This is a genomic window from Roseiflexus castenholzii DSM 13941, assembly GCF_000017805.1.
Classification (GTDB): domain Bacteria; phylum Chloroflexota; class Chloroflexia; order Chloroflexales; family Roseiflexaceae; genus Roseiflexus; species Roseiflexus castenholzii.
Genome location: NC_009767.1, coordinates 2,647,331 through 2,672,436, shown reverse-complemented (window position 1 = coordinate 2,672,436; position 25,106 = coordinate 2,647,331). Strand labels below are relative to the sequence as shown.

The 25,106-nt window shown below is 61.0% G+C and carries 19 protein-coding genes; 9 read left to right on the top strand and 10 right to left on the bottom strand.

Annotated features, from left to right (window positions below; all coding sequences use genetic code 11):
* Window positions 1-16 precede the first annotated feature (16 nt).
* The 4 genes from RCAS_RS10700 to RCAS_RS10685 all read right to left on the bottom strand — a co-directional run bounded on the left by RCAS_RS10700 (window position 17) and on the right by RCAS_RS10685 (window position 4,085).
* A complete protein-coding gene (locus tag RCAS_RS10700) occupies window positions 17-679 on the bottom strand; it encodes a hypothetical protein (RefSeq protein ID WP_232280225.1) in 663 nt (220 codons plus the stop codon).
* 266 nt (window positions 680-945) lie between these two features.
* Window positions 946-2,184 (bottom strand): YeeE/YedE family protein, encoded by a 1,239-nt coding sequence (locus RCAS_RS10695; RefSeq protein ID WP_012120590.1) that lies wholly within the window; start codon window positions 2,182-2,184, stop codon window positions 946-948.
* A 6-nt stretch (window positions 2,185-2,190) separates the two neighbouring features.
* Entirely contained in the window at window positions 2,191-3,213 is a 1,023-nt protein-coding gene (locus RCAS_RS10690; protein WP_012120589.1) for a sulfurtransferase, read from the bottom strand.
* Between the two features lie 116 nt (window positions 3,214-3,329).
* A complete protein-coding gene (locus tag RCAS_RS10685; protein ID WP_012120588.1) occupies window positions 3,330-4,085 on the bottom strand; it encodes a DUF2726 domain-containing protein in 756 nt (251 codons plus the stop codon).
* 401 nt (window positions 4,086-4,486) lie between these two features.
* On the opposite strand from RCAS_RS10685, the gene RCAS_RS10680 reads away from it, so the two are divergent.
* Window positions 4,487-8,164 (top strand): alpha-amylase family glycosyl hydrolase, encoded by a 3,678-nt coding sequence (locus RCAS_RS10680; RefSeq protein ID WP_157042619.1) that lies wholly within the window; start codon window positions 4,487-4,489, stop codon window positions 8,162-8,164.
* A gap of 36 nt (window positions 8,165-8,200) precedes the next feature.
* On the opposite strand, the gene RCAS_RS10675 is transcribed toward RCAS_RS10680, so the two are convergent.
* On the bottom strand, window positions 8,201-8,413 hold the full coding sequence (locus RCAS_RS10675) for a hypothetical protein (protein ID WP_157042618.1): 213 nt from the start codon (window positions 8,411-8,413) through the stop codon (window positions 8,201-8,203).
* 63 nt (window positions 8,414-8,476) lie between these two features.
* Between RCAS_RS10675 and RCAS_RS10670 the strand changes: the two genes are divergently transcribed.
* The 3 genes from RCAS_RS10670 to RCAS_RS10660 all read left to right on the top strand — a co-directional run bounded on the left by RCAS_RS10670 (window position 8,477) and on the right by RCAS_RS10660 (window position 12,153).
* The gene (locus tag RCAS_RS10670) at window positions 8,477-9,619 is read left to right on the top strand and encodes an RNA-guided endonuclease InsQ/TnpB family protein (RefSeq protein WP_012120586.1); all 1,143 of its coding nucleotides are present in this window, start codon (window positions 8,477-8,479) and stop codon (window positions 9,617-9,619) included.
* A 35-nt stretch (window positions 9,620-9,654) separates the two neighbouring features.
* Complete coding sequence (locus RCAS_RS10665) at window positions 9,655-10,623, top strand: quinone oxidoreductase family protein (protein ID WP_012120585.1); 969 nt, start codon at window positions 9,655-9,657, stop codon at window positions 10,621-10,623.
* 75 nt (window positions 10,624-10,698) lie between these two features.
* Window positions 10,699-12,153, top strand: a complete 1,455-nt coding sequence (locus RCAS_RS10660) for a flavin monoamine oxidase family protein (protein ID WP_049768821.1) — start codon at window positions 10,699-10,701, stop codon at window positions 12,151-12,153.
* Window positions 12,154-12,289: 136 nt separating this feature from the next.
* Here RCAS_RS10660 and RCAS_RS10655 read toward each other — a convergent pair whose 3' ends face one another.
* Window positions 12,290-13,216 (bottom strand): cation diffusion facilitator family transporter, encoded by a 927-nt coding sequence (locus RCAS_RS10655; protein WP_012120583.1) that lies wholly within the window; start codon window positions 13,214-13,216, stop codon window positions 12,290-12,292.
* Between the two features lie 327 nt (window positions 13,217-13,543).
* Here RCAS_RS10655 and RCAS_RS23950 point away from each other — a divergent pair, with 327 nt between their 5' ends.
* Entirely contained in the window at window positions 13,544-14,680 is a 1,137-nt protein-coding gene (locus RCAS_RS23950) for a nucleotidyl transferase family protein (protein ID WP_012120582.1), read from the top strand.
* A 117-nt stretch (window positions 14,681-14,797) separates the two neighbouring features.
* On the opposite strand, the gene RCAS_RS10645 is transcribed toward RCAS_RS23950, so the two are convergent.
* Entirely contained in the window at window positions 14,798-15,517 is a 720-nt protein-coding gene (locus tag RCAS_RS10645) for an SDR family oxidoreductase (RefSeq protein WP_012120581.1), read from the bottom strand.
* A gap of 149 nt (window positions 15,518-15,666) precedes the next feature.
* Here RCAS_RS10645 and RCAS_RS10640 point away from each other — a divergent pair, with 149 nt between their 5' ends.
* Window positions 15,667-16,854: a phosphoglycerate kinase gene (locus RCAS_RS10640; protein WP_012120580.1), complete on the top strand. Its 1,188-nt coding sequence runs from the start codon at window positions 15,667-15,669 to the stop codon at window positions 16,852-16,854.
* Window positions 16,855-17,069: 215 nt separating this feature from the next.
* Here RCAS_RS10640 and RCAS_RS10635 read toward each other — a convergent pair whose 3' ends face one another.
* Complete coding sequence (locus RCAS_RS10635) at window positions 17,070-17,324, bottom strand: hypothetical protein (RefSeq protein ID WP_041330601.1); 255 nt, start codon at window positions 17,322-17,324, stop codon at window positions 17,070-17,072.
* A gap of 210 nt (window positions 17,325-17,534) precedes the next feature.
* Here RCAS_RS10635 and RCAS_RS10630 point away from each other — a divergent pair, with 210 nt between their 5' ends.
* The gene (locus RCAS_RS10630) at window positions 17,535-18,113 is read left to right on the top strand and encodes a sigma-70 family RNA polymerase sigma factor (RefSeq protein WP_012120578.1); all 579 of its coding nucleotides are present in this window, start codon (window positions 17,535-17,537) and stop codon (window positions 18,111-18,113) included.
* A gap of 10 nt (window positions 18,114-18,123) precedes the next feature.
* On the top strand, window positions 18,124-18,978 hold the full coding sequence (locus RCAS_RS10625; protein ID WP_012120577.1) for a hypothetical protein: 855 nt from the start codon (window positions 18,124-18,126) through the stop codon (window positions 18,976-18,978).
* Here RCAS_RS10625 and RCAS_RS10620 read toward each other — a convergent pair.
* Together RCAS_RS10620 and RCAS_RS10615 are read right to left on the bottom strand one after the other, a co-directional pair.
* Window positions 18,954-20,132: a M24 family metallopeptidase gene (locus RCAS_RS10620; protein WP_012120576.1), complete on the bottom strand. Its 1,179-nt coding sequence runs from the start codon at window positions 20,130-20,132 to the stop codon at window positions 18,954-18,956. The two genes, RCAS_RS10625 and RCAS_RS10620, sit on opposite strands and share 25 nt — an antisense overlap.
* Window positions 20,133-22,481: 2,349 nt before the next feature.
* Window positions 22,482-23,870, bottom strand: coding sequence for an alpha/beta fold hydrolase (locus RCAS_RS10615; RefSeq protein WP_012120575.1), 1,389 nt, complete (start codon window positions 23,868-23,870; stop codon window positions 22,482-22,484).
* 232 nt (window positions 23,871-24,102) lie between these two features.
* Here RCAS_RS10615 and RCAS_RS10610 point away from each other — a divergent pair, with 232 nt between their 5' ends.
* Window positions 24,103-25,095 carry a dihydroorotate dehydrogenase-like protein gene (locus RCAS_RS10610; protein ID WP_012120574.1) on the top strand — a complete coding sequence of 331 codons (993 nt, stop codon included), beginning with the start codon at window positions 24,103-24,105 and terminating at the stop codon, window positions 25,093-25,095.
* Window positions 25,096-25,106 lie beyond the last annotated feature (11 nt).

The following is a 25,106-nucleotide window of genomic DNA, read 5'->3' as shown; positions in this document are numbered from 1 at the left end:
GCTGATCTCGCATCGTCTAGCCGCCACGGAACAGCGACCAGAGACCGCCCAGGATCATCGCAATGCCTATCCCTCCCGAGATAAGCCCGGCAATTGGCGTCAGCGAAGCCGTGGTGCGCTGATAAGCAAGATACTGATCGCGTGTGCCGCCAAACATCAATTCCGCCTCAATGCCACGCCCTTCGAGTTCGTCGGTGACTCGTCCGAGCGCCGTAACGGTGTTGCCTTCCTCGAAGCCGCGATACCGTTTCGTCCCTTCGCCACTGAAACTATTCCATTCCAGGCGGTCCGACTCCTGCCATTGTACCGGTGGTTCTTCGATCCGATACGCATCATTGGCTATCCGTACAACGCCATCGGCGACCTGAATGAGCAGCGGCGGCGTCCAGCGTTCATCCTCCCTCCATATCTCCCGATTATCGGTGGTATCAATGCCGCGATACTCTTCGCGCACATATGTAACAAAATTGTGCACGCGCGTTGGATTGCGCGCATCAATCACGCCTTCGACGAGCACTTCCGCGCCAACGGCGCTGCGCTCGACGTCCTGCGCTGTTGCAGCCGGGAGGCGTGCAGCGCGCTCTGCCGCCTGTTGCGCCGCACGTGTGGCGAAAATGCCAACGCTTATGCCGCCGATAACAAAGATGAGACCGCCTAATATCAATAAGAAAGCGCCCATATGCCGCGAACAACCCTGCATAGTGCAACCTCAACCGTGTATGGCAGCGATGATGTGCCAGCGGTTCCGCCGGCACTAAAGATACCATATTTCAGTGATGTCGACCAATGCAAAGGGACACAAGTCGTGCGGCGACTGTCGCAGGCAGCGAACGCTTTGTGACCTGTGCACAAGGCGGCGGGATGCCCATTCCGCCAGGGATCGGCGCCGTCACCGGCGCCCACGCAGACGTTGATTGCTGGGAAGCAATGTCAGATTCACTCCGTCTACACCCACCGGTGCAAGCGCAATGTGATGCCAAGCCACACGCCGACGAAGACGGCGGCGCCAAACACCCACCCCGATAGCGCAAATGCAGCGATACCGGAGAGCAGCGTTCCCACCGTGCAGCCAAGCGCCGTCATCGCACCCCATCCCATCAACACCCCGCCGAGCAGCGCAGTGACACTCCCCCAAGCGCGCGGCAATGCCGGCTGAAAACGCCCGGCGAGCAGCGCAGCACTGAACGCTCCCAGCACCAACCCGCCGATCAGCCAACCGTTGTCGGTGATGGTCTGCACCACCTGCGTGGCGCAACCGGCGAAACTATCCAGACCGTTGAGGCGGTCCGGCAGCCATCCCGCCCAGTTCATCACCGTTCGCGTCGCACTGCCGAGTTGCGCTGTAACGCCAAGCGGTTCAACCCGCAGATATGCTACAACGCTGATGATCCCGACCATAGCGCCGGTCACGAGCGGGTTCCAGCGGTCACGGAAGAGCGCTTCGCGCAAATACGTTATGTCGAGTTGACGGGCGGGACGGGGCGGCAGCGGCGGGACGAAGCGCAGGAGCATCAGCGCCAGGATGCCAAGAACTGTCAGGTGCAAAAGGAGTGACCCGCCGTAGCCGACCCAATGCGGCAACCAGACAACCGGCGCATCGGCGATCACCATCGCATAGAGCCAGTTCCATGTTCGGAATCCAAGCCCAAAGCCGATCAGCGCGCCGATGAGCGCCGGCGGCGCATAGCCTGATCCCTCTCCCAGGCGGTACAGATGGCCGCTGATACACGCACCCGAGAGCGCCATCCCCAAGCCGAACATCAGACCGGCAGCCACCAGCGCCGGACTGACCGGACCGATATGTGCATCAGGCGCCAGCCGACCGCCTGCCGGGTTGGGCAGGAATGCGCCGAAGACGATGGCATACCCGATACCGCTCACCGCCAGCGCCATCAGGATCGCAGAGAGCGGACCTGCATTGCGATACTCGATGAAATCGCGGAAGATACAGAAGAAACAGAACCTCCCGCGCTCGAAGGCGACACCGAGCGCGGCGCCGATCAGCAGGGAAAGCGCCGCCGCCGAACCACGCCCCGGCATCGCCTGGAGCAGATATGCGCCACCCAGCAGAGCAGCAACCATCAGCAATGCACCGCCATACCGCAGAACGTCCGCCGCAGTCAATTCAGTTTTGGAAGGAGCAGCCCGATCAGTCGGGCTGCTCCCTGGCAATGCATTCGACATCGTTGTCTACTTCACGCCCCAAATCGTACCGGCGGGGTTGGCGATCGGCACGCCGACGCTGTTGCCATACTCCGTCCAGGACCCGTCGTAGAGCGCCGCTTGATACCCCAGGATTTCGCTGAGAACGAACCAGGTATGGCTTGCGCGTTCACCGATCCGGCAGTACGTAATGACCGGCTTACTGCCATCGACGCCGGCATCAGCATACAGTTTGCGCAGTTCCTCAACGCTCTTGAATGTGCCATCGTCCCTGAGCGCCTGCTTCCACGGCACATTCACCGCACCGGGAATGTGACCCGCGCGAACTGCCAGTTCCTGGAACCCTTCCGGCGCAAAAATCTTCCCACTGAACTCATCCGGCGAGCGAATATCAACCAATACCCGATTGTCCTCGCCACGCACGACTTTCAGGACATCCGGCAGAAACACCCGCAGATCGCTACGCTGCCGGACGGTAAAATTGCCCGGCGGATAGGTCGGCGCGCGCGTCGAGAGTTCGCGGTTCTCAGCCTCCCACTTGCTGCGACTGCCATCGAGCAATCGCACATCCTCAGCGCCGTACTGGCGGAAGACCCACGCGCCCCAGGCGGCAAACCAGTTGTTGTTATCGCCGTAGAGCACGATGGTTGTGTCGTTGTCGATACCGGCGGCGCGCGCCAGTTCCTGGAAGCGCTCCGGCGCAATGATGTTGCGCGACACCGTATCGACAAAATCGGTAGTCCAGACGAAGTTGACCGCGCCGGGAATATGACCCCGTTCGTACACCCCCGGCGCCACGCTGACTTCAATCACGCGCACCTTCGGGTTGTCGAGGTTCTGCGCAAGCCATTCGGTGCTGACGACGACATCCTCGAATTTGCGCGGTTCACGGGGCGACGGAGCAACCACAGGAGCGGCAGGAGCGGTCGGCGCAACGGTTGGCGTCGCCTCTGGTTGCGGTCGAGTGGAGAACGTGATCGCCACGATGATGAGCGTCACGAGTGCGCCGGCAACGGCGGCGCCGGCAGTCCGCAACAGCGTTCTGTCCACAAGGTCCTCGCTTTCGGTCGGTGATACAGTTGCTCGAATGCACCGGTGCGAGCAGAGTATAGTCGATATTTATGAGTTTGTCAATCTATTTAGTCAGGAAATGGAGGAATACGGGACTATGCAGCCAGCGTCGCCCCACAATGCGGGCAGCGGCGCGCGCGCGGCGCCACATAGCGATGGCAGCGTCCGCAGGCATAGCGCACCGGCTCGCGCGGCACGCCAATCACCTCCGGCATCGAGATGACTGCTGCGCCATTCCGTTGTTCGTCAGGCGCCGGCCATTCTGCCGGAAACGACGAACATCGCGCCGGCATGCCTAATGCCGCTGCAATCTGAAGGGCCAGCGCATCGACCGATGGCGGCTCATCGCGGGTCAGGCGCAGCACCGGTACGCCGGCGCTGATCAGTGCAGCATCGATGAATGCAGCCCGCCGGGCTGCGCCGGGCTGCGCAAAGAGCACCGCCAGGCGCGGTGCGGTTGTCTGCGCATCACAGAGCACAACATCGAGAACGACATCGCGGATGCGCTCCCGGTAGCGCTCCGGTTGCGTCGTGTGTGGTTCGACGGACAGAATATCAGCCAGGCGCACGTGGGGCAGCACGGCGAGATCATCGGGCGCAGCGGCGTTGAGCGCCGCAAACAACGCCCGGTGGTCGCCCGTCAGCAGATGCGTGGTGCGCGTATACGGCAGGCGCGACAAAAACTCCGGTTCGCCCGAGATGCGCGGCGCCATCGACGACAATCGCGGGAACGCAGTGCTGCCCGACGCCGCTGTGCGCCTGCGCGGGTACATCGCCGCCAACGCCACACCGCATCCGGCAACCACCAACAGGACTGCAATCGTGGCAGCAAGTGTTATGAGCGACTCCATAGCATCATCCTCACCATCAGACTTCGAGTCCTCGACTATATAACCCCCATCCCCTGACCGCTCATACCAATGACGATTGAAGATGCCGCATGCGTGTCATTCCGAGCCCTTCGCTTCGCTCAGGGTAAACGCAGCGCGGAATCTGAGCGGGTCGCGCACGACCCCTCGCGCTGCTCGGGGTGACCATGCCGGATGGTCACCGGTCATTGGTATAACCCCTACTCACAACAACGACTCCTTTCACATACCCCCACATACACCGCCATGCCTGTCAGCGAACCGTAATCTGCGTGGTATACTACAGAGCGCACTTCACCGAGGAGCCATTCTGAAACGTAGGGCAACCAAAATCGATGGCGCATGCATGATGCGCATCGTATGTAATGCGATGGGAGTCGAATGTGGAGATCAGCCGCATAACTGGCGCGCCGGTGATGGAGTTTCACATCGCCCGCAGCGCGCGCGACCGCTACCATTTCGATGAGTCGCTGTTCCAGTTCAGCGGCAATGTCATCTTTGCCAATTTTCACGCTGCGCGCGTCTTCGCGCAGAAGATGAACCAGAAACGCGACCTGGCGCGCTTTCCAGAGCAGGCGGTGCGCGCCGGGCAGATCAGCGCGATGGGGCTGATCGACGAAATCCTGCACTATGTCGCCGCCACGTACCGCAAACGCACCCGCGAACACATGCTCGCCGACGCGCTTGCCTGGCTCAATGAGCGCCTGGGAGCGGAAAAGGTCGAGACGACGCTGCGCGCGTTCTGCGATGCGTTTCCGCCGCTTGCCGTCTACCGCCGGGAGCAGGCGCTCGATGCGTACCTGGCTGACGAAACCGGCGGCATGCCCCATCGCGAAGTTGCGCTCGAAGAGATGCTCATGCTCTGGCTGGAGAATGTAAATCCAGCCTTCAATCCGTTCCTCGAACTGTTCGACGACGCGCATCTTGAGCACGATACCGTCTATCTCAAGATGATCGAGGAACTGGATCGTTTTTTCGCCACGCAACCGCCGCCAGCCGCCGTTCTGCCAGGCATCACCCAACGCACCCTCATCGAACTGCTGCGCGCGCCGGCGCTGGCGTCGCCCCACTCTCTCGAAGGACAGCTCAACTATGTCCTTGAACACTGGGCTGGCTTCCTCGACCGCTCCTTCCTCTACCGCCTGCTCAGCAGTCTGGACGTCATCAAGGAAGAGGAGCGGGCGCGCTTTGGCGTCGGCGGCGGCGATCTGACCGGCGCCTATGTGCCGGTCGCCGATTATCGCTATCTGGAGGCGGAACCCGAACGCTACACGCCAGACCGCGAGTGGATGCCGCGCCTGGTGCTGCTTGCCAAGAACACGTTCGTCTGGCTCGATCAACTCAGCAAATGGTATGGTCGCCCGATCAAAACCCTCGACCAGGTGCCGGACGAGGAACTCGACACGATGGCGCGCCGTGGATTCACCGGTCTGTGGCTGATCGGTCTGTGGGAACGCAGTGAGGCGTCGAAACGCATCAAGCAGATCATGGGCAACCCGGATGCGGTTGCGTCAGCGTATTCGCTCTACGACTATCAGATCGCTGCGGCGCTCGGCGGGCAACCCGCGCTCGACAATCTGCGCGCGCGCGCCTGGCAGCGCGGCATCCGCCTCTCCGCCGATATGGTGCCGAACCACGTCGGCATCGATGGGCGCTGGGTGATCGAGCATCCCGACTGGTTCATTCAACTCCCCTATCCACCCTTCCCGACCTATACCTTCAACGGTCCTGACCTGTCGAGCGATGAGCGGGTGGGCATCTTTATCGAAGACCACTACTACGACCGCACCGATGCTGCTGTCGTCTTCAAGCGCCTTGATCGCTGGACCGGCGAGGCGCGCTATATCTATCACGGCAATGATGGCACCAGCATGCCGTGGAACGACACTGCCCAACTCAACTACCTCAAACCCGAGGTGCGTGAGGCGGTCATTCAGACAATCTTGCACGTGGCGCGGCTCTTCCCGATCATCCGCTTCGATGCGGCAATGACGCTGGCGAAACGCCACTACCATCGCCTCTGGTTCCCCGAACCGGGAACGGGTGGCGATATTCCATCACGCGCAGGCTTCGGCATGACCCGCGCGCAGTTCGATGCCGCAATGCCGGAAGAGTTCTGGCGCGAGGTCGTCGACCGCTGTGCCGTCGAAGCGCCCGATACGCTGCTGCTGGCGGAAGCCTTCTGGCTGATGGAAGGGTACTTCGTGCGCACCCTGGGTATGCACCGCGTGTATAACAGCGCCTTCATGGTCTGCCTGCGCGATGAAGAAAATGCCAAGTACCGCCAGATTATGAAGAACGTCCTTGAGTTCGACCCGGAAGTGCTGCGCCGATTTGTCAACTTCATGAACAACCCCGACGAGCGCACGGCAGTCGATCAGTTTGGCAAGGGCGACAAGTACTTCGGGGTCTGCACTATGCTGGTCACAATGCCCGGGTTGCCGATGTTCGGGCACGGACAGATCGAAGGGTTCGCCGAGAAGTATGGCATGGAGTACTACCGCGCCTACTGGGACGAGAAGCCCGATGAGTGGCTGATTGCGCGCCACGAGCGTGAAATCTTCCCACTGCTCCACCGGCGCTACTTGTTTGCCGGCACGGACAACTTTCTGCTCTACGATTTTTATATGCCCGACGGTCATGTGAACGAAGATGTGTTCGCCTACTCAAATCGTCACGGCGATGAGCGATCACTGGTGATCTACCACAACCGCTATGCCCACACAAGCGGTTGGGTGCGCCTCTCGGCGGCATTCATGGCGCGCACCGGCAGAGGCGACGAACGCGCGCTCGTGCAACGCGCGCTTGCCGAGGGGCTGGCGCTTCGTGCTGGCGACCACAACTACACCATCTTCCGCGACCATCGCAGCGGTCTGGAGTATATCCGCCACAGCCGCGATCTTGCGGAGCGCGGGCTGTACGTGGAACTTGGTCCCTATGATTGTCACGTGTTCATCGATTTCCGCGAGGTTACTGAGCGTCCCGATGGACGCTACGGCCAGATTACCGCCTACCTGGGCGGGCGCGGCGTGCCGAGCATCGACATCGCGCTGCGCGAGATGTTCCTCCAACCGGTGCTGATCCCCTTCCGTTCCCTGGTCAGCGCCACAATGCTGCGCGAACTGGCTGCCTGGGCGGATCGACGCGCCATGCAGCGCGGCGCTTTGCCGGATCGTGATGGCGAAGAAGAAGTCATCGACAGCATGCTCGAAGGACCTGACGCAATGGACGAGCCGACGCCGGAGGAACTGGAGGCGCTGGCACAGCGTCACGCCAATATCAAGAGCGCCATTCCGTCAACCGGCGCGCAAACCGTCACCGAACCGGAAGCGGACGAACTCCCGGCGATTGAACAGTTCGAGCAACAGTTGCGCATCTTCCTGACCGAGTTCGCCACGTTCAGCGGCGGAACCGCCAATACCGAACGCATCATTGTCGATATTCGCCGCCGTCTTGAAACCGTCATCGAACTGCTGGTGTGCGCCGATGCCCACCACGCGCAACTGATCGGCGCGCCGCTGGCGGACGACCCGGCGCGCTGGGGGACCGCCATTGGCTGGGCAGTCTTGCACCGCCTGGGGCTGGTGTTCAGCGACGATGAAGCGGCAAGCCGGAGCCGCAGCGTGATCGACGAATATTTGCTCGGACGCGCGCTTCAGGCGGCGCTGGTGGAGTTTGGCTACAGCGATGATGTGGCTGCCGATGCGGTGCAGTTGGCCCGGGCGCTGACGGCGCATCAGAACTGGCACGAGGAATACGCCAACGATGGGCGCGCGCTGGCAGCGGCATTGATGGCAGACGGCGATGTGCAGGCATTTACACGGGTCAATCGTTTCCAGGGGGTTCTGTGGTTCAATAAAGAACGCTTCGAGCGTCTCCTGCACTGGCTAAACTTGATCGCCGCAGTTGCTCTTCAGGTCGCCGAACCCCACGACGCCGATACGATCCGCGCTGCCTGTGCGCGCCTGATTGCGTCGCTGACGGAAGCCGCCGAACAGAGCGGCTACCGCGTCGAACAACTACTGGCGGCGCCACAAAGTAAGGAGCCTTTGACCTTATAGAACCCGCCGCAAGCCGCCGCACTTGAGTGCGAGCGGTTAGGCGGGTTTCTCGTCGGCTTTAGCCGGAACATCGGTTTCGTTGGCCTCCGCGTTTGGAGCGTGCCACGAAGCCGATGCGTGTTCGCGCCAAATCTTCTCACTCATCGCATCACGCCCCCATTGATGCACGGAGCGGTTCGTCGGCGCCGCTGCGATCTTGAGCGCTTGATGCTCAGCATCCGGCAGATCACGCGGAACCTTTGTGCTCATGGGTTCGCCGTGTGTTATACTTAGAAACGGAATAAAACCGAGGAGAGCGCATCCGCCGTCCATATGCTGAAGACCTTCGTCTATCGCCTGTATCCGAGCAAACCGCAAGCGCGGCGGCTGGACAGCACGCTCGAAACCTGCCGACGCTGGTACAACCAGTGTCTTGCCGAGCGGCGCGATGCGTACCAGCAGCGTGGCGAGACGGCGGGCAAGTTCGCGCAACTGGCGAAGGTGAAGGAGTACAAGGCGCTCAACCCGCATGCTAAAGGCATCCATAGCCATGTGTTGCAAGTGGTCGTGTCTGATCTGGACAAGGCGTTTCAGGCGTTCTTCCGACGCGTGAAGGCAGGCGAAACGCCGGGGTATCCTCGCTTTCGGGGGCGTAACCGCTTCGACTCGTTCGGCTTCAAGGAGTATGGGAACGGCTTCAAAGCGGACGGGAGGCGGCTCCGCTTGTCGGGTATTGGGCGGGTTGCAGTGCGCTGGAATCGTCCGCTCGAAGGCCAGATCAAGACCGTTCGCATTTGGCGCCGCGCCGGGAAGTGGTACGCCTGCTTCGCCTGTGAGACGGAAGCGACTCCGCTGCCAGCGACCGGGCGCGAGATTGGCGTGGACGTAGGCATTGCGAGTCTGATCACCACAAGCGAAGGCGCGAAAGAGCCGCACCCCGGCTGGTATCGCGCCGCACAGCGCATGCTACGCGTGCGGCAGCGATGCGTCGCCCGCCAGAAGAAGGGAAGCGCGTCCCGGCGCAAGGCCGTGCTGGCGCTGCAGCGCCAGCACGAGCGGATCGCCAACGCCCGCAAGGACTATCTGAAAAAGCTAGCGCACCGGCTCATCACGCAGTACGACCGGATCGCGCTTGAAGACCTCCGCATCACGAACATGGTGCGGAACCGACGCATGGCAAAGAGTATTCTGGACGCCGGATGGGGCTGCTTCGTTCGGCGCCTCACGAGCAAAGCGGCTGAGGCTGGCCGTGTGGTGCTGTTGGTGGACCCGAGGAATACGTCCAAGACCTGTAGCCGATGCGGGCATATCTTCGCGACGCTTTCGCTGTCGGATCGGCGGATTGATTGCGGCTGCCGACTATCACTCGATAGAGACCACAACGCCGCAGTGAACATCCTAAAACGGGCTGGACAAGCCCGTTGGGGCGTAAGCGGGTCACTGGACTCGTTGCCCCAAGAAGCCGCGCCACTTTAGTGGCTGCGGAGTGTCACCGATACAGGAGCAATGTAATGCGTGCAATCCGTGTTCACGAGCATGGCGGACCAGAAGTGCTGCGTCTGGACGATATTCCCGTTCCAGAACCCGGACCGGGCGAGGCGCGGGTCAGGATCGCAGCGGCAGGAGTAAACTTCATCGATATTTATCACCGCAGCGGGCAGTACAAAGGCGCCCTGCCGATGACCCTCGGCATGGAAGCCGCCGGGGTTGTCGATGCCGTCGGTCCCGATGTCAACGACGTGCGCGTCGGCGACCGGGTGGTGTACGCCATGCGACAGGGCGCATACGCCGAATATGCGATCGTTCCGGCAGCGATGCTGGCGCCGGTTCCTGAAGGCGTCGATCTGCAACAGGCGGCAGCAGTGATGTTACAGGGCATGACGGCGCACTACCTGGCATATAGCACCTACCCGCTGCGCCAGGGTGATGTGGCGCTGATCCATGCTGCGGCTGGCGGCGTCGGCTTACTGCTGGTGCAGATTGCAAAACGGTGCGGTGCACGGGTGATCGGCACGGTTTCAACGGAGGAAAAGGCTGCTCTGGCGCGCGCCGCCGGCGCCGACGACATGATCCTCTATACGCAGGAGGATTTCAGCGCGGCAGTGCGTCGCCTGACCGACGGCGCCGGCGTTCACGTCGTGTACGACTCGGTCGGCAAGACGACCTTCGAGGGAAGCCTGAACTGTTTGCGGCCACGCGGCTACATGGTGCTGTTCGGGCAATCGAGCGGCGCCGTTCCGCCATTCGATCCGCAGGTGCTGAATGCGAAGGGGTCGCTCTTCCTGACGCGCCCGTCGCTCGGGCATTACCTGCTGACGCGCGACGAATTGCTCTGGCGCGCCGGCGATCTTTTTAAGTGGATGGCAGCGGGCGAACTGAAGGTGCGCATCGACTCGACCTATTCGCTGGAACAGGCGGCGGAGGCGCATCGCGCCCTGGCGAGCCGCGCCACAAGCGGAAAGTTGCTGCTGCTGCCATGATGCCATCCTCATCCGCCTATTGGCGACGATCACATCGGAATTGCGTGTGACCGTCGCCTTGACACATTGCGAGTTGTGAACCGCCGCTCATTGCTCAAACTCCTGTTGTCCGCGCTGACGAGCGCCTCGCTCCCGGCTTGTGCGGGCATCCCTGACCCTCCAGACGCACTGCGTCCAACAGATGTGCCAGGGTCTATCCATCCTTCTGCTCCGCCGGCGCAGTCCACTGCTGACGTTAATACCGACCCTGCTGCGCGCGATGTCATTATTGTTGGCGCAGGCATTGCCGGGCTACGCGCCGCTCAAACGTTGCAGCAGCATGGTCGGCGCGTCCTCGTCCTCGAAGGGCGCAATCGCATAGGTGGACGCATATGGACTGATGAGTCCACCGGGATGCCGCTCGATCTGGGCGCCTCATGGATACACGGCACACAGGGCAACCCTATCGCCACGATTGCCGATCAATTGAACGCAACGCTCATTGCGACCACTTATGACGACGTGCAGCGATTTGATCCTACTGGCAATCCGCTCACCAACAACCTAAACGACCGCATCGATGCGCTGCTCGAGCGTTCCTTCGCACGTGCGCGCGCGCATGCGGAAGAACAGAACAGTGATATTAGCCTGCAAGCGGCACTGGAAGCCGTGTTGGACCAAGAGCCGCTCGACGCGCACGATCTGCGTCTGCTCAACTATGCGATCAACACCGTTTTCGAGCATGAATATGCGGCAGATTCCAGTCAGTTGTCTATGAGGCATTTCGATCATCAAAAAGAATTGAACGGCGGCGATGCCATTTTTGGAAGGGGCTACCGCGTCATTATCGATTTTTTAGCGCATAATCTCGACATCCGTTCAGGTCATATCGTGCAGCGCGTCGCATATGCCGATGACGGCGTTACGGTTGTCACGGCGCATGGAGCATTGCGCGCACACGCCGCCTTGATAACCGTTCCCCTGGGAGTGTTACAACGAGGTGGCATTGTCTTCGATCCGCCGCTTCCATCGAGCAAACAACGTGCTATTGAACGGATGGGCATGGGACTGCTGAACAAGTGCTACCTGATTTTTCCTGAGGTCTTTTGGGGAAATACCACACTGTTGGGCTATGTGGGCGAACGCAAGGGCGAATGGGCTGAGTGGCTCAATCTGAATACATTGCTGGGCATCCCGGTGTTGCTGGGGTTTAACGCTGCGACGTTCGCCCGCACCATCGAAGCGCAATCGGATGCATCCATCATTCAATCGGCCATGCGAACACTGCGGATCATATATGGCACAGACATTCCACAACCCGTTGATTACCGCATGACCCGTTGGGCTGCCGATCCCTTTGCATCTGGTTCGTACTCTTTTCTGGCAACAGGCGCCGCCCCCAACGACTATGATACACTGGCACAACCGGTGGGCAAACGACTATTTTTTGCGGGTGAGCACACCCATCGCGACTATCCCGCAACCGTTCATGGCGCATACCTTTCCGGGGAGCGCGCCGCGAACGAAATGTTATCTACCAATGACGCTTGACGATGCCGCATGCTGGTCATTCCGAGCGCCGCAAGGAATCTGCGCGGGTCGCGCAAGACCCCTTGCTCTGCTCGGGGTGACCATGCCGGATGTTCACAGGGAATTGGTAATCGTTATTGGAAACGGTCAAGACCCATTAAGATGGTTCTTTGACTTCTTCCGCTCGATCCAGCGTCGTATCCTGAAACGACGCCGCATCCTCGATTGGCTCCAGGTGGGTGAACACCGTGGTATTTGGCAGCGCGTTGCGCACATCGCGCTCAACGCGCTCCAGCAACATGTGCCCGCGGCTGACGCTCCAGGCGCCCGGCACCAGCACGTGGAACGACACAAAGCGCCGCGCCCCCGATTGCCGCGTGCGCAGCGCATGAAACACAATTCCTTCATCACGGAATGGCGCCAGAGTCGCATGCAAAACCTCGCGTTCCGCCGCCGGTAATGCCGTGTCCATCAATCCCGCAACCGAACGGCGCAACAACTGCACTCCCGACCAGACAATATGCCCGGCGACCGCCAGCGCAATCAGCGGATCGAGGACATACCATCCGGTCAGATCGACCAGTGCCACGCCGACGATGACGCCGGCTGAGGTGTAGACATCCGTCATCAAATGGTGGGCGTCGGCTTCGAGTGTGATCGACTCATAGCGCCGACCGGCGCGCACCAGGATCTGCGCCGCCCCCAGGTTCACCAATGACGCGATCACTGCGATTGTCAGACCCAACCCCGGTTGCTCAATCGGTTGCGGGTGCAAAATGCGCTGCACCGCAGCGAATGCGATGCTCAACGCAGCAATCAGAATGAGCGCTCCTTCGACGCCGCTGGAGAAGTACTCCGCTTTCTCGTGACCATACATGTGGTCTTCATCAGGCGGCTGTGCAGCAACGGTCAGTGCGATCAGCGCGATCACCGCTGCCACAAGATTGACCAGCGACTCCAACGCGTCCGACAATAGACCGACCGAGCCGGTCACCAGATAGGCGCCTGCTTTCAGCCCAATCGTGACGATCGCGGTGGCGATCGACAGCCAGGCAAAACGGGTCAGCGAAGAACGTCCATTCATTGCGTCTCGCCTCTCACTGCCAGAGACACCATCTGCACCGCACCTGTTCGAGGCGCAACGCGCCCGGTAGCGTTGCACCCTCCCACCCGCAGGCTGATGGCTCGCACCCCTGCAGGAGGATGGTCCACTCCTGTGCCGCGCGACTCAGAGATCGGTCCACCTTCGGCAGAGCAAAACCAGCGGAAGCGTTTCGGATGAGCGCTGACGTTCACCGAATCAACCGGTTCGGGCGCCCCGCCCAGCATCCTCGGAGGACGCTGGGCGCACCGGCAAACGCCCAACACACTGCAACCGCAGGACTCTCGCAAGGTATGGTACACTGAAATTATGAACCTCATACCAACGGAAACCATTGCGGCAATCCACGATACGCCGCACCGACTGGTGTTCGAGTTCGCCGGCGCCGGCAGCCTGGCGCTCTATTGGCTGCACAGCGTGCCTGGCTCATCGCGCACTGTGCTGGAAGCGACCGACCGGTACGCAGCGACATCGCTCACCGACCTGATCGGCAAGACGCCGGAAAAGTTTGTTTCTGCCGACACGGCGCGCATCATGGCTGAGATGGCGTACCGCCGCGCCATGCGCCTGACCGACGGCGCCGCTGCGTGCCTCGGAGTCGCCTGCACCGCCGCGATTGCCACCGATCGCGCCAAACGCGGCGCGCACGGCTGTTCTATTGCCGTGTACGACGGCACAACGATGCGCGCGTTCAACCTGACGCTCGCCAAAGGCGCGCGCGACCGCGCCGGCGAGGAACAGGTGATCAGCCTGCTGATTATACGCGCAATCGCCAGCGCTTGTGGCGTCGCTGCGCCCGATCTTGCGCTGGAACCTCCCGAAACGCTGGAGGTGGATGAGGAGACGCGACCCGATCCGCTGACGCTTCTTGTGCAGGGGGATGTCGAAGACGTTTTTATCGACATCGATGGGCACGCACATCTGAAAGGGACACCGCCGGTCGCACTGCTGTCCGGTTCGTTCAACCCGCTCCACGCCGGGCACGAACAACTGGCACAAGCAGCCGCAGCCTTCCTGCGCGTACCGGTTGTTTTTGAGCTCCCCATTCTGAACGCCGACAAGCCGCCACTCGGATATGCCGAACTGGAACGCCGCCTGGAGCAGTTTCGCGGACGTTACCCCGTCGTGCTCAGTCGCGCACCGCTCTTTGTGCAAAAAGCGAACCTGTTTCCAGGATGCACCTTCGTCATCGGATACGATACCGCAATTCGAATCATCGATCCGCGCTACTACGATGGCGAAGCCGGACGCAACGCCGCCTTCGCCGCTATCGCCGCCCATGGATGCACATTCCTGGTCGCCGGGCGTATCAAGGATGGCGTCTTCCGTACCCTGGCAGATATCGACCTGCCGGCTTCATTGCGTCCACTCTTCCGTGAACTGCCTGAGCGCATATTCCGCGTCGATCTCTCCTCGAGCGCCATCCGCAACGCTTATGGCACATAAGAGCCTATCTGAGCCGCTGTGATAGCAATGCAGGGAACCGTATCACAATGGAGAACTCGACAAGGCATCAGAGTGCTTGAACTGGCGTGCTCGAACCCTGCGCCCACCCCATCGTGGTCACATATCCACCTGGCGCGGCATGATCGGCAATTCATCGATGCGCACTGTTGGTGGAAGCATACAGACCCACAGAATGACCTCCGCCACATCAACCGCCGTCATCAACCGGCGACGAAACTCCTCCGGCGGGTTGAGCGGTTCCAGTTCCGTATTGATCAGACCGGGGAAAATGGTCGTCACAAATACGTTGTACGGGCGCAATTCCGCACCAAGCGCCTGGCTGAGACCATCGAGCGCGAATTTCGCAGCGCAGAACGGCGCAATATTGGCGACACCAACCTTGCCGACACGCGATGCAATGGTGATGATCGTGCCGGAGCGCTGCTGCTTCATATGTGGAACAACCGCGCGCGCAGCATAGAACGTTCCATGCAGATTGGTCTCGATCACCACACGAAAATCATCGTTGCTAAACTGCTCGAGCGGCGCAATTTTGTGCGTCACGCCAGCCGAATTGATCAGGATATCGACCCGCCCAAACAGGTTCACCGCACTTTCAATCAACCGATCAACCTGTTCCGAATCGGTAACATCGGTTGGAATAGCAACCGCCTCGCCTCCCTCCCGCGCAATGTCCGACACCAGCATCTCAAGCCGTTCCCGACGACGCGCCGCAGCCACGACCTGCGCCCCTTCGCGCGCCAACCGTCGCGCTGTTTCGTATCCCACGCCGCTCGACGCGCCAATGACGACTGCCACCCGCCCTCGAAGTCGCATACACTTCTCCCGCATTGGTGCACGATTCTCTTGAGAAGATTATACCCGGCGCCGTCCAACGCGGCAACTCAGTTTTCAGTTCTCCGTTCTCAGTATGCTACAATAGCGCTGCACCCTGAAGCGTCTGGTTGACGAGAAGGAGAACAGCCATGGCGAAAAAGACGATCCGCGACATCGATTGGAGCGGCAAACGCGCTCTTGTTCGCGTCGATTTCAATGTGCCGCTGGAGAACGGGCAGATCACCGACGATACCCGCATCCGTGCAGCACTTCCAACGATCCGCTACCTGCTGGAACATGGTGCAGCCGTCATTCTTATGTCGCACCTGGGGCGACCGAAGAATAAAGTCGTCGAAAGCATGCGCCTGGCGCCGGTGGTGGCGCGCCTGGCGGAACTGCTCCCCGAAGCGAAGGCGGTCAAAGGCTCACAGGCAACCACCGGTCCTGCGGCTGAGGCGGCTGCGCGCGACCTCAAACCGGGCGAGGTGCTGGTGCTCGAAAACACCCGATTTGACCCGCGCGAGGAAGCCAACGACGAAAGTATGGCGCGCGAACTGGCAAAACTTGGCGATGTCTACGTCAACGACGCCTTCGGCTCGGCGCACCGCGCCCATGCCTCGACTGAAGGCGTGGCGCGATTCCTCCCCGCTGTCGCCGGCTTCCTGATGGAAGCCGAACTCGCCGCGCTCCAGGGAGCGCTGGAAAATCCGGCGCGGCCATTTGTCACTATCATCGGCGGCGCCAAGATCAGCGACAAAATTGGCGTGATCGAAAACCTGCTCGGCAAAGTCGATGCACTGCTGATCGGCGGTGGCATGGCAAACACCTTTCTGCTTGCTCAGGGGCACGAGATGGGCGACTCGCTGGTCGAGCCGGACTCCGCTCCCATTGCGAAGTCCTTGCTGGATCAGGCGGCGCAACGCGGCGTGCGCCTCATGCTGCCGACCGACGTCGTAATTGCGGATGCCTTCAGCGCCGATGCCAACCGCAAGGTTGTGCCGGTGGGCGAAATTCCGCCGGGCTGGCGCGCGCTGGATATCGGGCCTGAAACGATCCGCGCGTACACCGAGGTCATCACGGGCGCACAAACCGTCATCTGGAATGGACCGATGGGGGTGTTCGAACTGGCGCCATTTGCCGAGGGCACCCGAGCGATCGCACAGGCAATGGCGAATTGCCCGGGGATGACGATTATCGGCGGTGGCGACTCGGTTGCAGCGATAGAACAGATGGGACTTGCCGATAAGATTCGCCACATCTCGACCGGTGGCGGCGCGTCGCTGGAACTGCTGGAAGGGCGTATCCTGCCAGGCGTCGCAGCGCTGAATGACGCATAACTCTGGAAGCAGCGAAGATGGGTAATACCCAATGACGATTGAAGATGCCGCATGCGTGTCATTCCGAGCCCTTCGCTTCGCTCAGGGTAAACGCAGCGAGGAATCTGAGCGGGTCGCGCAAGACCCCTCGCTTTGCTCGGAGTGACAATGCCGGATATTCACAGGTAATTGGTATAACCTCCGGTCTTCGCTGCTTCCAGATTGCGAGCAGGCGTTTACGTCAGCCCTTCATTCTCGAGCCAGGCGCTCACAGCCGCATCATCGGCTGCGGGGTTTCCGCCCGGAATATAGCGAAACCGGTCGCCATAACTGTCCATGATCAGCGCGCTGAGTTCCTGGTTTGCCTGGCTCTGATCACCTTCAGTAATGGAAACAACGTTCCCGGTTTGGAGATCGAGAAACGAACTGACCGCCGGATCTGTCAGCGCCAATGCCGCGCGAATCTGATCACGATTGTATGTCACTGCCACGCCTTTTCCTCCCTTACAGCGCCGCCCGGTCTGCGGCATTTCCGGCGCCGCCCGCCGGCACGTGGTGCACGATACGCAACAGGCGACGCCGCTCATGGTATACGATAGAGGTTCGTATTGCAAGCGCCGGCGCTCGCGTAGTGCAAGCGCACGATCAGGCGAAACCCTGCGCGGTGGATGTGCGTACTTCTTGCAGAATGGTAAAGGCGCATGGTGGCTCTCTCTGACGAAGACGCCCTCATCCAACGCTCCATCGAGGGGGATCACGCCGCCTTTGCGCAACTCGTGGAACGCTATGCGGGAGCGGTGTTCAATCTGGCGTATCGCATGCTGGGGAATGCGCAGGAAGCGGAGGATGCCAGTCAGGAGATATTCTTGAAGGTCTATGCGAACCTGGCCCGTTTCGACCGGGAGCGCAAGTTTTCAACGTGGCTGTTGTCAATTGGTTCAAATTATTGTATTGATCGGCTGCGGCGGCGGCGCTTCGCCTGGTTGACCCTGGACGACACGGTGCTGACGATTCCCAATCCCGGGAAAGGACCAGAACACAGCGCCATCGAACGCGAGGAACGCGATGCGGTTCAGCGCGCGCTCCTACGCCTGCCGCCCGCCTATCGCGAAGTCGCTGTGCTGCGTTACTGGCACGATCTTTCGTATGAGGAGATCGTTCAGGCGCTAGGGTTGCCGGAGAGCACTATCAAAACACGCTTGCACCGCGCACGTCGTATGCTTGCCGATGCACTACGCTCTGAGGGCGTGGTTCAGGAAGAAATGCCATTGCAAGAGTGAGCAGCACTGTATGTCTTCGAATGATTTTGATGACACGTTCCGCAACGTATTGGCACGCAGCGGCGCGCTGGAGCATCACGAACCAACCGTCGATCTGGTGGCGTCCACGATGCGTCGCCTGCCCAAAGCGCCACCCCGCGTCGTTGCGCAGCGCGCGGCGGCGCGCCGGATGCTCAGCCGCGCAGTAACACTCCTGGCACTCGCGCTGCTGATTGTCCCGGCGACAACCGGCGCATTCAATTTGATACGCGGTGTTGAAACCCCGATAGGAACCTTTGCCGGCGCTGCTGGTCAGGCGAACATGCGCGCCGCCCTGCTTGCAGCAACGGCTCAGCGTCTCGACCTTTCATTGGTTCGCGGGCTGGTTGTGGCATTGATCTGGCTGGCGCAGATGGCGGCGATTGTGTTGGCCATCGGCTTTTGGCCCCGCCGAAGCACAGCCGCAGGAATGACCTTGCTGGCGGCGCCCCTGCGAGCACTGGGAACCGGTTTGCTGGCAATCGCTGCGTTGGGTGTTGTCCTTGCCCTATTGCTGCCTCTGCTGACTGCCACTGTTATCGGGCTGCCGGTTGCTGCCGGGTTGGTGTTGTTGGCGCACGCGCCCGTCGTTCTGGGCATCGCAGTGAGCGCGCGCGCCCTGGGGCTGCATCTTTCCGGGCATCATCCACCCCACGATTTTGACCGAAACCTGATAGCCGCAGCCGCAGTGCTGGCGCTACCTGCCGCAATTGCGGCACTCTTCTCTCTGCCGGCAGTGTTTCTGGCGCTCTACCTGCTGTCAATGCCGGGCATCGGCGCCCTGGTTCGCAGTCAGGGGGGGATGCGTCCGGTCCTCGCCGCTCACACCTCCCACAACCTGCGCTGAAAGGTCGAGAGAAACTCTACGCCTTTGTCAGTCACCAGCACATCTTCCTCGATGCCGATATACCCTGCCGCAGTGACGACACCCAGTTCAAGGGTGTAGACATTCCCCGCCTCGACATGCATTTCCGGCGTTTTGCCGTAGCGAGGCCAGCGCGGACCGAGCAACGGACCGCCGTCGTGACAGGCGCGCCCCAGACCATGCCCCAGTGCGTGGCGGTACTCGTCGTATCCCGCTGCAACAATGACCTGACGCGCCGCTGCGTCCACCGCGTATCCGCGCGCGCCGGGGCGCAGCGCCGCTGCGCCCGCCTCGATCGCCCGCACCACCGTCTCGAAAGCGCGCTGAACGTCCGGCGGGGGCGCCGTTTCACCAGGACGACGCACATACCACATGCGCTGAATATCCGAGCAGTACCCCTCGCGCTGAACGCCCAGATCAATGTGCACCAGATGCCCCGGCTGCACCACGATGTCATTACGCGGACCGCCATGACCGACTTCTGATTCGGGACCGCTATTCACAATCGGGCAGGCATCCCATGACCAGGCGCTCGCCAGATTGCGGCGGCGAAACTCCTCATGAACGAAAGCGGCGATCTGCGCCTCACTGACGCCAGGGCGAATCTGTTGTGCAACCAGATCGACGATCTCTTCGGTGACGGCGACGGCAGCGCGAATGCGCTCCACCTCGGCTGGCGTCTTACGCGAACGCAACTTCGCCAGCAGGGGCGCGGCGCTCACAAAACGTGACGGAAAGGGCGTGTCTGCCAACAGGTCGCAGAGATGCAGAAACATGCCGTGAGTCAGTCCATCGGCTGTCGGGTCGTCGAGGCTATAGTTCAACCCGATAGTCAGCGGATCAAGGCGGCGCAGGACATCGATCAGATGATCGCGGATGCTTTCATCATAGCCAATGATCGTCGGAAACAGCCCCGACTCGCGCACACCGGCGACGTCGTAACGCCCCACAAGCGCGACGCGCTGCCCATTGCGCCCAAAGATGAATGCCGAGTCCCACGTCACATCAACACCAACAACGAGTTCGATGCCTGGGTCAGGACGGATCACGCTTTCACGTGCGAAGATGAGCCAGGCATCGAGATTGGTTTCGGCAAGCAATGCCTCTGCCTGAGCAGCTTTCTGATAGTAGAGCATGGACGAGTCCCTTCTCTGGTTTGCGATCCACAAAGCACACGAAGAATCGCTGACAATCTTTGACTTTCGACCTTCCACCTGTCACCCGTGATCACCCGCGACGCGGAGTGCAGAAGGTCACACGGTCACACGATCATGCGCCTGAGCACGCCACCGCCTTACCCCTCTCGCCTTACCCCTCTCGCCTCGCCCCTCTCGCTTCGCCACCAATGCGAGATACATCTCGCGCTACGCCATTGTCGGGCCCCGCTCGCCTCTCGCCTCACCCCTCTCACCTCACCCCTCTCGCCTCGCCCCTCTCGCCTCTCATACCAATGACCTATGACCATCCGGCATGGTCACCTCGAGCAGCGCGAGGGGTCTTGCACGACCCGTTCAGATTCCTCGCTGCGTTTACCCTGAGCGAAGCGAAGGGCTCGGAATGACACGCATGCGGCATCGTCAATCGTCATTGGTATCACCCCTCACCCCTCTCACCTCACCCCTCTCGCCTCGCCCCTCTCGCCTCTCATACCAATGACCTATGACCATCCGGCATGGTCACCTCGAGCAGCGCGAGGGGTCTTGCACGACCCGTTCAGATTCCTCGCTGCGTTTACCCTGAGCGAAGCGAAGGGCTCGGAATGACACGCATGCGGCATCGTCAATCGTCATTGGTATCACCCCTCACCCCTCTCGCCTCGCCCCTCTCGCCTCACCCCTCTCGCCTCTCATACCAATGACCGATGATCATCCGGCATGGTCACCCCGAGCAGCGCGAGGGGTCTTGCACGACCCGTTCAGATTCCTCGCTGCGCTCGGAATGACACGCATGCGGCATCGTCAATCGTCATTGGTATCACCCCTCACCCCTCTCACCTCACCCCTCTCGCCTCACCCCTCTCGCCTCACCCCTCTCGCCTCTCATACCAATGACCGATGATCATCCGGCATGGTCACCCCGAGCAGTGCGAGGGGTCTTGCACGACCCGTTCAGATTCCTCGCTGCGTTTACCCTGAGCGAAGCGAAGGGCTCGGAATGACACGCATGCGGCATCGTCAATCGTCATTGGTATCACCCCTCACCCCTCTCGCCTCGCCCCTCTCGCCTCACCCCTCTCGCCTCTCGCCTCTCATACCAATGACCTATGACCATCCGGCATGGTCACCCCGAGCAGCGCGAGGGGTCTTGCACGACCCGTTCAGATTCCTCGCTGCGTTTACCCTGAGCGAAGCGAAGGGCTCGGAATGACCAGCATGCGGCATCGTCAATCGTCATTGGTATCACCCCTCACCCCTCTCGCCTCGCCCCTCTCGCCTCACCCCTCTCGCCTCTCATACCAATGACCTATGAGCATCCGGCATGGTCACCCCGAGCAGCGCGAGGGGTCTTGCACGACCCGTTCAGATTCCTCGCTGCGCTCGGAATGACCAGCATGCGGCATCGTCAATCGTCATTGGTATCACCCCTCACCCCTCTCGCCTCGTCCCTCTCGCCTCACCCCTCTCGCCTCTCATACCAATGACCTATGACCATCCGGCATGGTCACCCCGAGCAGCGCGAGGGGTCTTGCACGACCCGTTCAGATTCCTCGCTGCGCTCGGAATGACCAGCATGCGGCATCGTCAATCGTCATTGGTATCACCCCTCACCCCTCTCGTCTCGCCCCTCTCGCCTCACCCCTCTCGCCTCACCCCTCTCGCCTCTCGCCTCTCATACCAATGACCTATGACCATCCGGCATGGTCACCCCGAGCAGCACGAGGGGTCTTGCACGACCCGTTCAGATTCCTCGCTGCGTTTACCCTGAGCGAAGCGAAGGGCTCGGAATGACACGCATGCGGCATCGTCAATCGTCATTGGTATCACCCCTCACCCCTCTCGCCTCACCCCTCTCGCCTCACCCCTCTCGCCTCACCCCTCTCGCCTCACCACCAATGCGAGATACATCGCGCGCGACGCCATTGTCGGGACCCTCTCACCTCTCGCCTCTCGCCTCACCCCTCTCGCCTCGCCACCAATGCGAGATAAATCTCGCGCTACGCCATGGTCGGGACCCGCTCGCTTCGCCACCAATGCGAGATACATCGCGCGCGACGCCATTGTCGGGACCCTCTCACCTCTCGCCTCTCGCCTCACCCCTCTCGCCTCTCGCCTCTCATACCAATGACCGATGATCATCCGGCATGGTCACCCCGAGCAGCACGAGGGGTCTTGCACGACCCGTTCAGATTCCTCGCTGCGCTCGGAATGACACGCATGCGGCATCGTCAATCGTCATTGGTATCACCCCTCACCCCTCTCGCCTCACCCCTCTCGCCTCGCCCCTCTCGCCTCACCCCCCTCGCCTCTTGCCTCACCCCTCACACCTCACTCCAGTAACCGCGTCACACTGCCCCCCTGCCATGCGCGCTGTTCGAGGCGCTGCGCAAGCCAGTTCTGGTGGCGCAGGCGACGCCCCAATGATACTGCCAGATTCTGCATCAGGCGCATTCCCAATGCTGGATCGTCTTCCGCCAGCGTATTCAGCGCCTCGCGCGTCAACACCAGCACCACCGTTGGTTGATCGCCCGCGCGCAGATCGGCGCTCCGTTCCACATCTTCGAGCAATCCCAATTCTCCGGCGACTTGCCCGCTCTGCATGAAGGCGATCCGCACCGGCGGCTGTCGTACCCCGCCGACCGGCACAGGTTCAAGCCAGACTTCGAGCAATCCGTCCTGCACAATATACATCTCATCACCGCGCGCGCCAGCAGCAGTCAGGCGTTCACGCGGCATCAGCACACGCCGCTGCAACAGCGACGCGATACGCATACGCTGCGCTTCGTTCAGACGTCCACCGATCTCTGAATTGTTGAGAAACTGTGCTGTAGCGTGCAGTTCAGCGATGTCGCGCGCGTCGGCAGATGGCGCGACACCCGCAGGCGGCAAGCCAAGAAAGAGCGCAATGTGGCGCAACGTCGCATCCGGCTGCTCGAATTGGGGCCAGTGGCCGGCATTCGGAATGATCCGCAGATCGGCAGCGGGCCACTCGGCAGCGACCGCGCCGGCATCGCGCAACGGTACAATATCGTCTTCCGCGCCCCAGATAACAAGGGTTGGCGGTTCGAGCGCTGCAAGCCGACCGCGCAGATCGCTCTGGCGCATTGCCTGAAAACAAGCAGCGCGTATACGCCCCTGACCGGGACGGCGCGCATCGGCGCGGATGCGCTGATAATCCTCCTCGGATACCCGCGCCCGTTCGGCAAAATTCGACGGCTTGAGCAGATAATCGGTGTAGTCGAGCGGCGTTTTTGCGAGCAGGTGCAACAACCATTCGAGCGGCAAAAAACGCTCCGCCAGCACATGGGGCCCGATCAGCAGATTCACCCGGGTCGAGAGACGCCCGCTCAACGCCGGGTTGAGCAGCACCATGCGCTCAACGAGCATTGGATAGCGCAGCGCCAGCGTGGCGCCAATCTGCCCGCCCATCGAATGACCGAGGAGCAACACCGGTTGACGAGGGCTGAAATACTCGATCAGACACGCCACAAGATCGGCGTACCCCGCAATCGTCGGCGGATGTGATGGCGCCGGCGACTGACCAAACCCCGGAAGATCAATGGCAACACAACGATACCGGCGACTCAGTGCAGGCAGGAGCGGTTTCCAGGTGTACGACGAACTCGCCCAGCCATGGACGAGAAACGCACATGGCGCATTCTCAGGACCGGTCTCTTCGAGATAGATTGTTTGATCCTCAATCGTATACAGCGCCATAGGGTCGTCCTGTTCACAACGAGGCGGATCGGCTGCCGCCTCCTGAATTGTAGAAAATTGCCCGCCTTGCGTACAGGGTATCGGCTTACAAAACAATGAATGTCATCAGTGAAGAAGCGACCATGTTGTCGTTCAACAACGAAGAGGAAAGCAATTGCGACTTGAAGAGAACCCTGCGATCCCGCATACTGAAGAAGCCGATCCGCGCAAGGCTTAGATCGAGGTGTTGACCATGACCGATTTTCGGACGACCTATCTTGGTTTGTCGTTGAAGAATCCCATTGTCGCTTCGTCATCGCCGATCTCGAAACGTATCGACAATGTTCGTCGCCTGGAGGAAGCCGGCGCCGCTGCCGTCGTGCTCTTTTCGTTGTTTGAAGAGCAGATCACCCACGAGGCGCGCGAACTTGACTACTACCTTGATCGGGGCGCCTACAGTTTCGCAGAGTCGCTGACGTACTTCCCCGATCTAGAACAGTATAACCTGGGAGTTGAACCGTATCTCGAGCACATTCACGCACTCAAGCAGCGCGTCAGCATTCCGATCATCGCCAGCCTCAACGGACCGTCGGACGGCGATTGGGTGGAATACGCGAACAAAGTGGAGCAGGCAGGCGCCGATGCACTAGAACTGAACCTCTACTTCCTGGCGACCGACCCAGGCATTACCGGCGCTGCCATCGAAGAACAGTACCTGCGCCTCGTGCGCGACGTGTGCAGCCGGGTGACGATCCCGGTGGCGATCAAGATGAGTCCGTTCTTCAGCAGCATTGCCAACATGGCAAAACAATTCAGCGACGCAGGGGCGAAGGGACTCGTCCTCTTCAACCGCTTCTACCAGCCCGACTTCGACCTGGAGACGCTGGACGTCGTGCCGAACCTGAAATTGAGCACCTCCGATGAATTGCGCCTGCCATTGCGCTGGATCGCCATTTTGTATGGGCGCGTCAAGGCGGATCTGGCGCTGACCAGCGGCGTCCATACAGCGGAAGATGTATTGAAAGCCATGATGGCCGGCGCCCGCGTGGCGATGATGACGTCTGAGTTGCTGGCGCGCGGCATCGACCGCATCCCCGCCATTCTGAACGATCTGCGCGCGTGGATGGAAGAGCATGAGTATGAGTCGATTGAGCAGATGCAGGGGAGCATGAGCCAGCAGGCCGTTGAGAACCCCGCAGCATTCGAGCGGGCAAATTACATCCGGGCGCTGGGGTCCTTCCACTAGATGGTGCACCG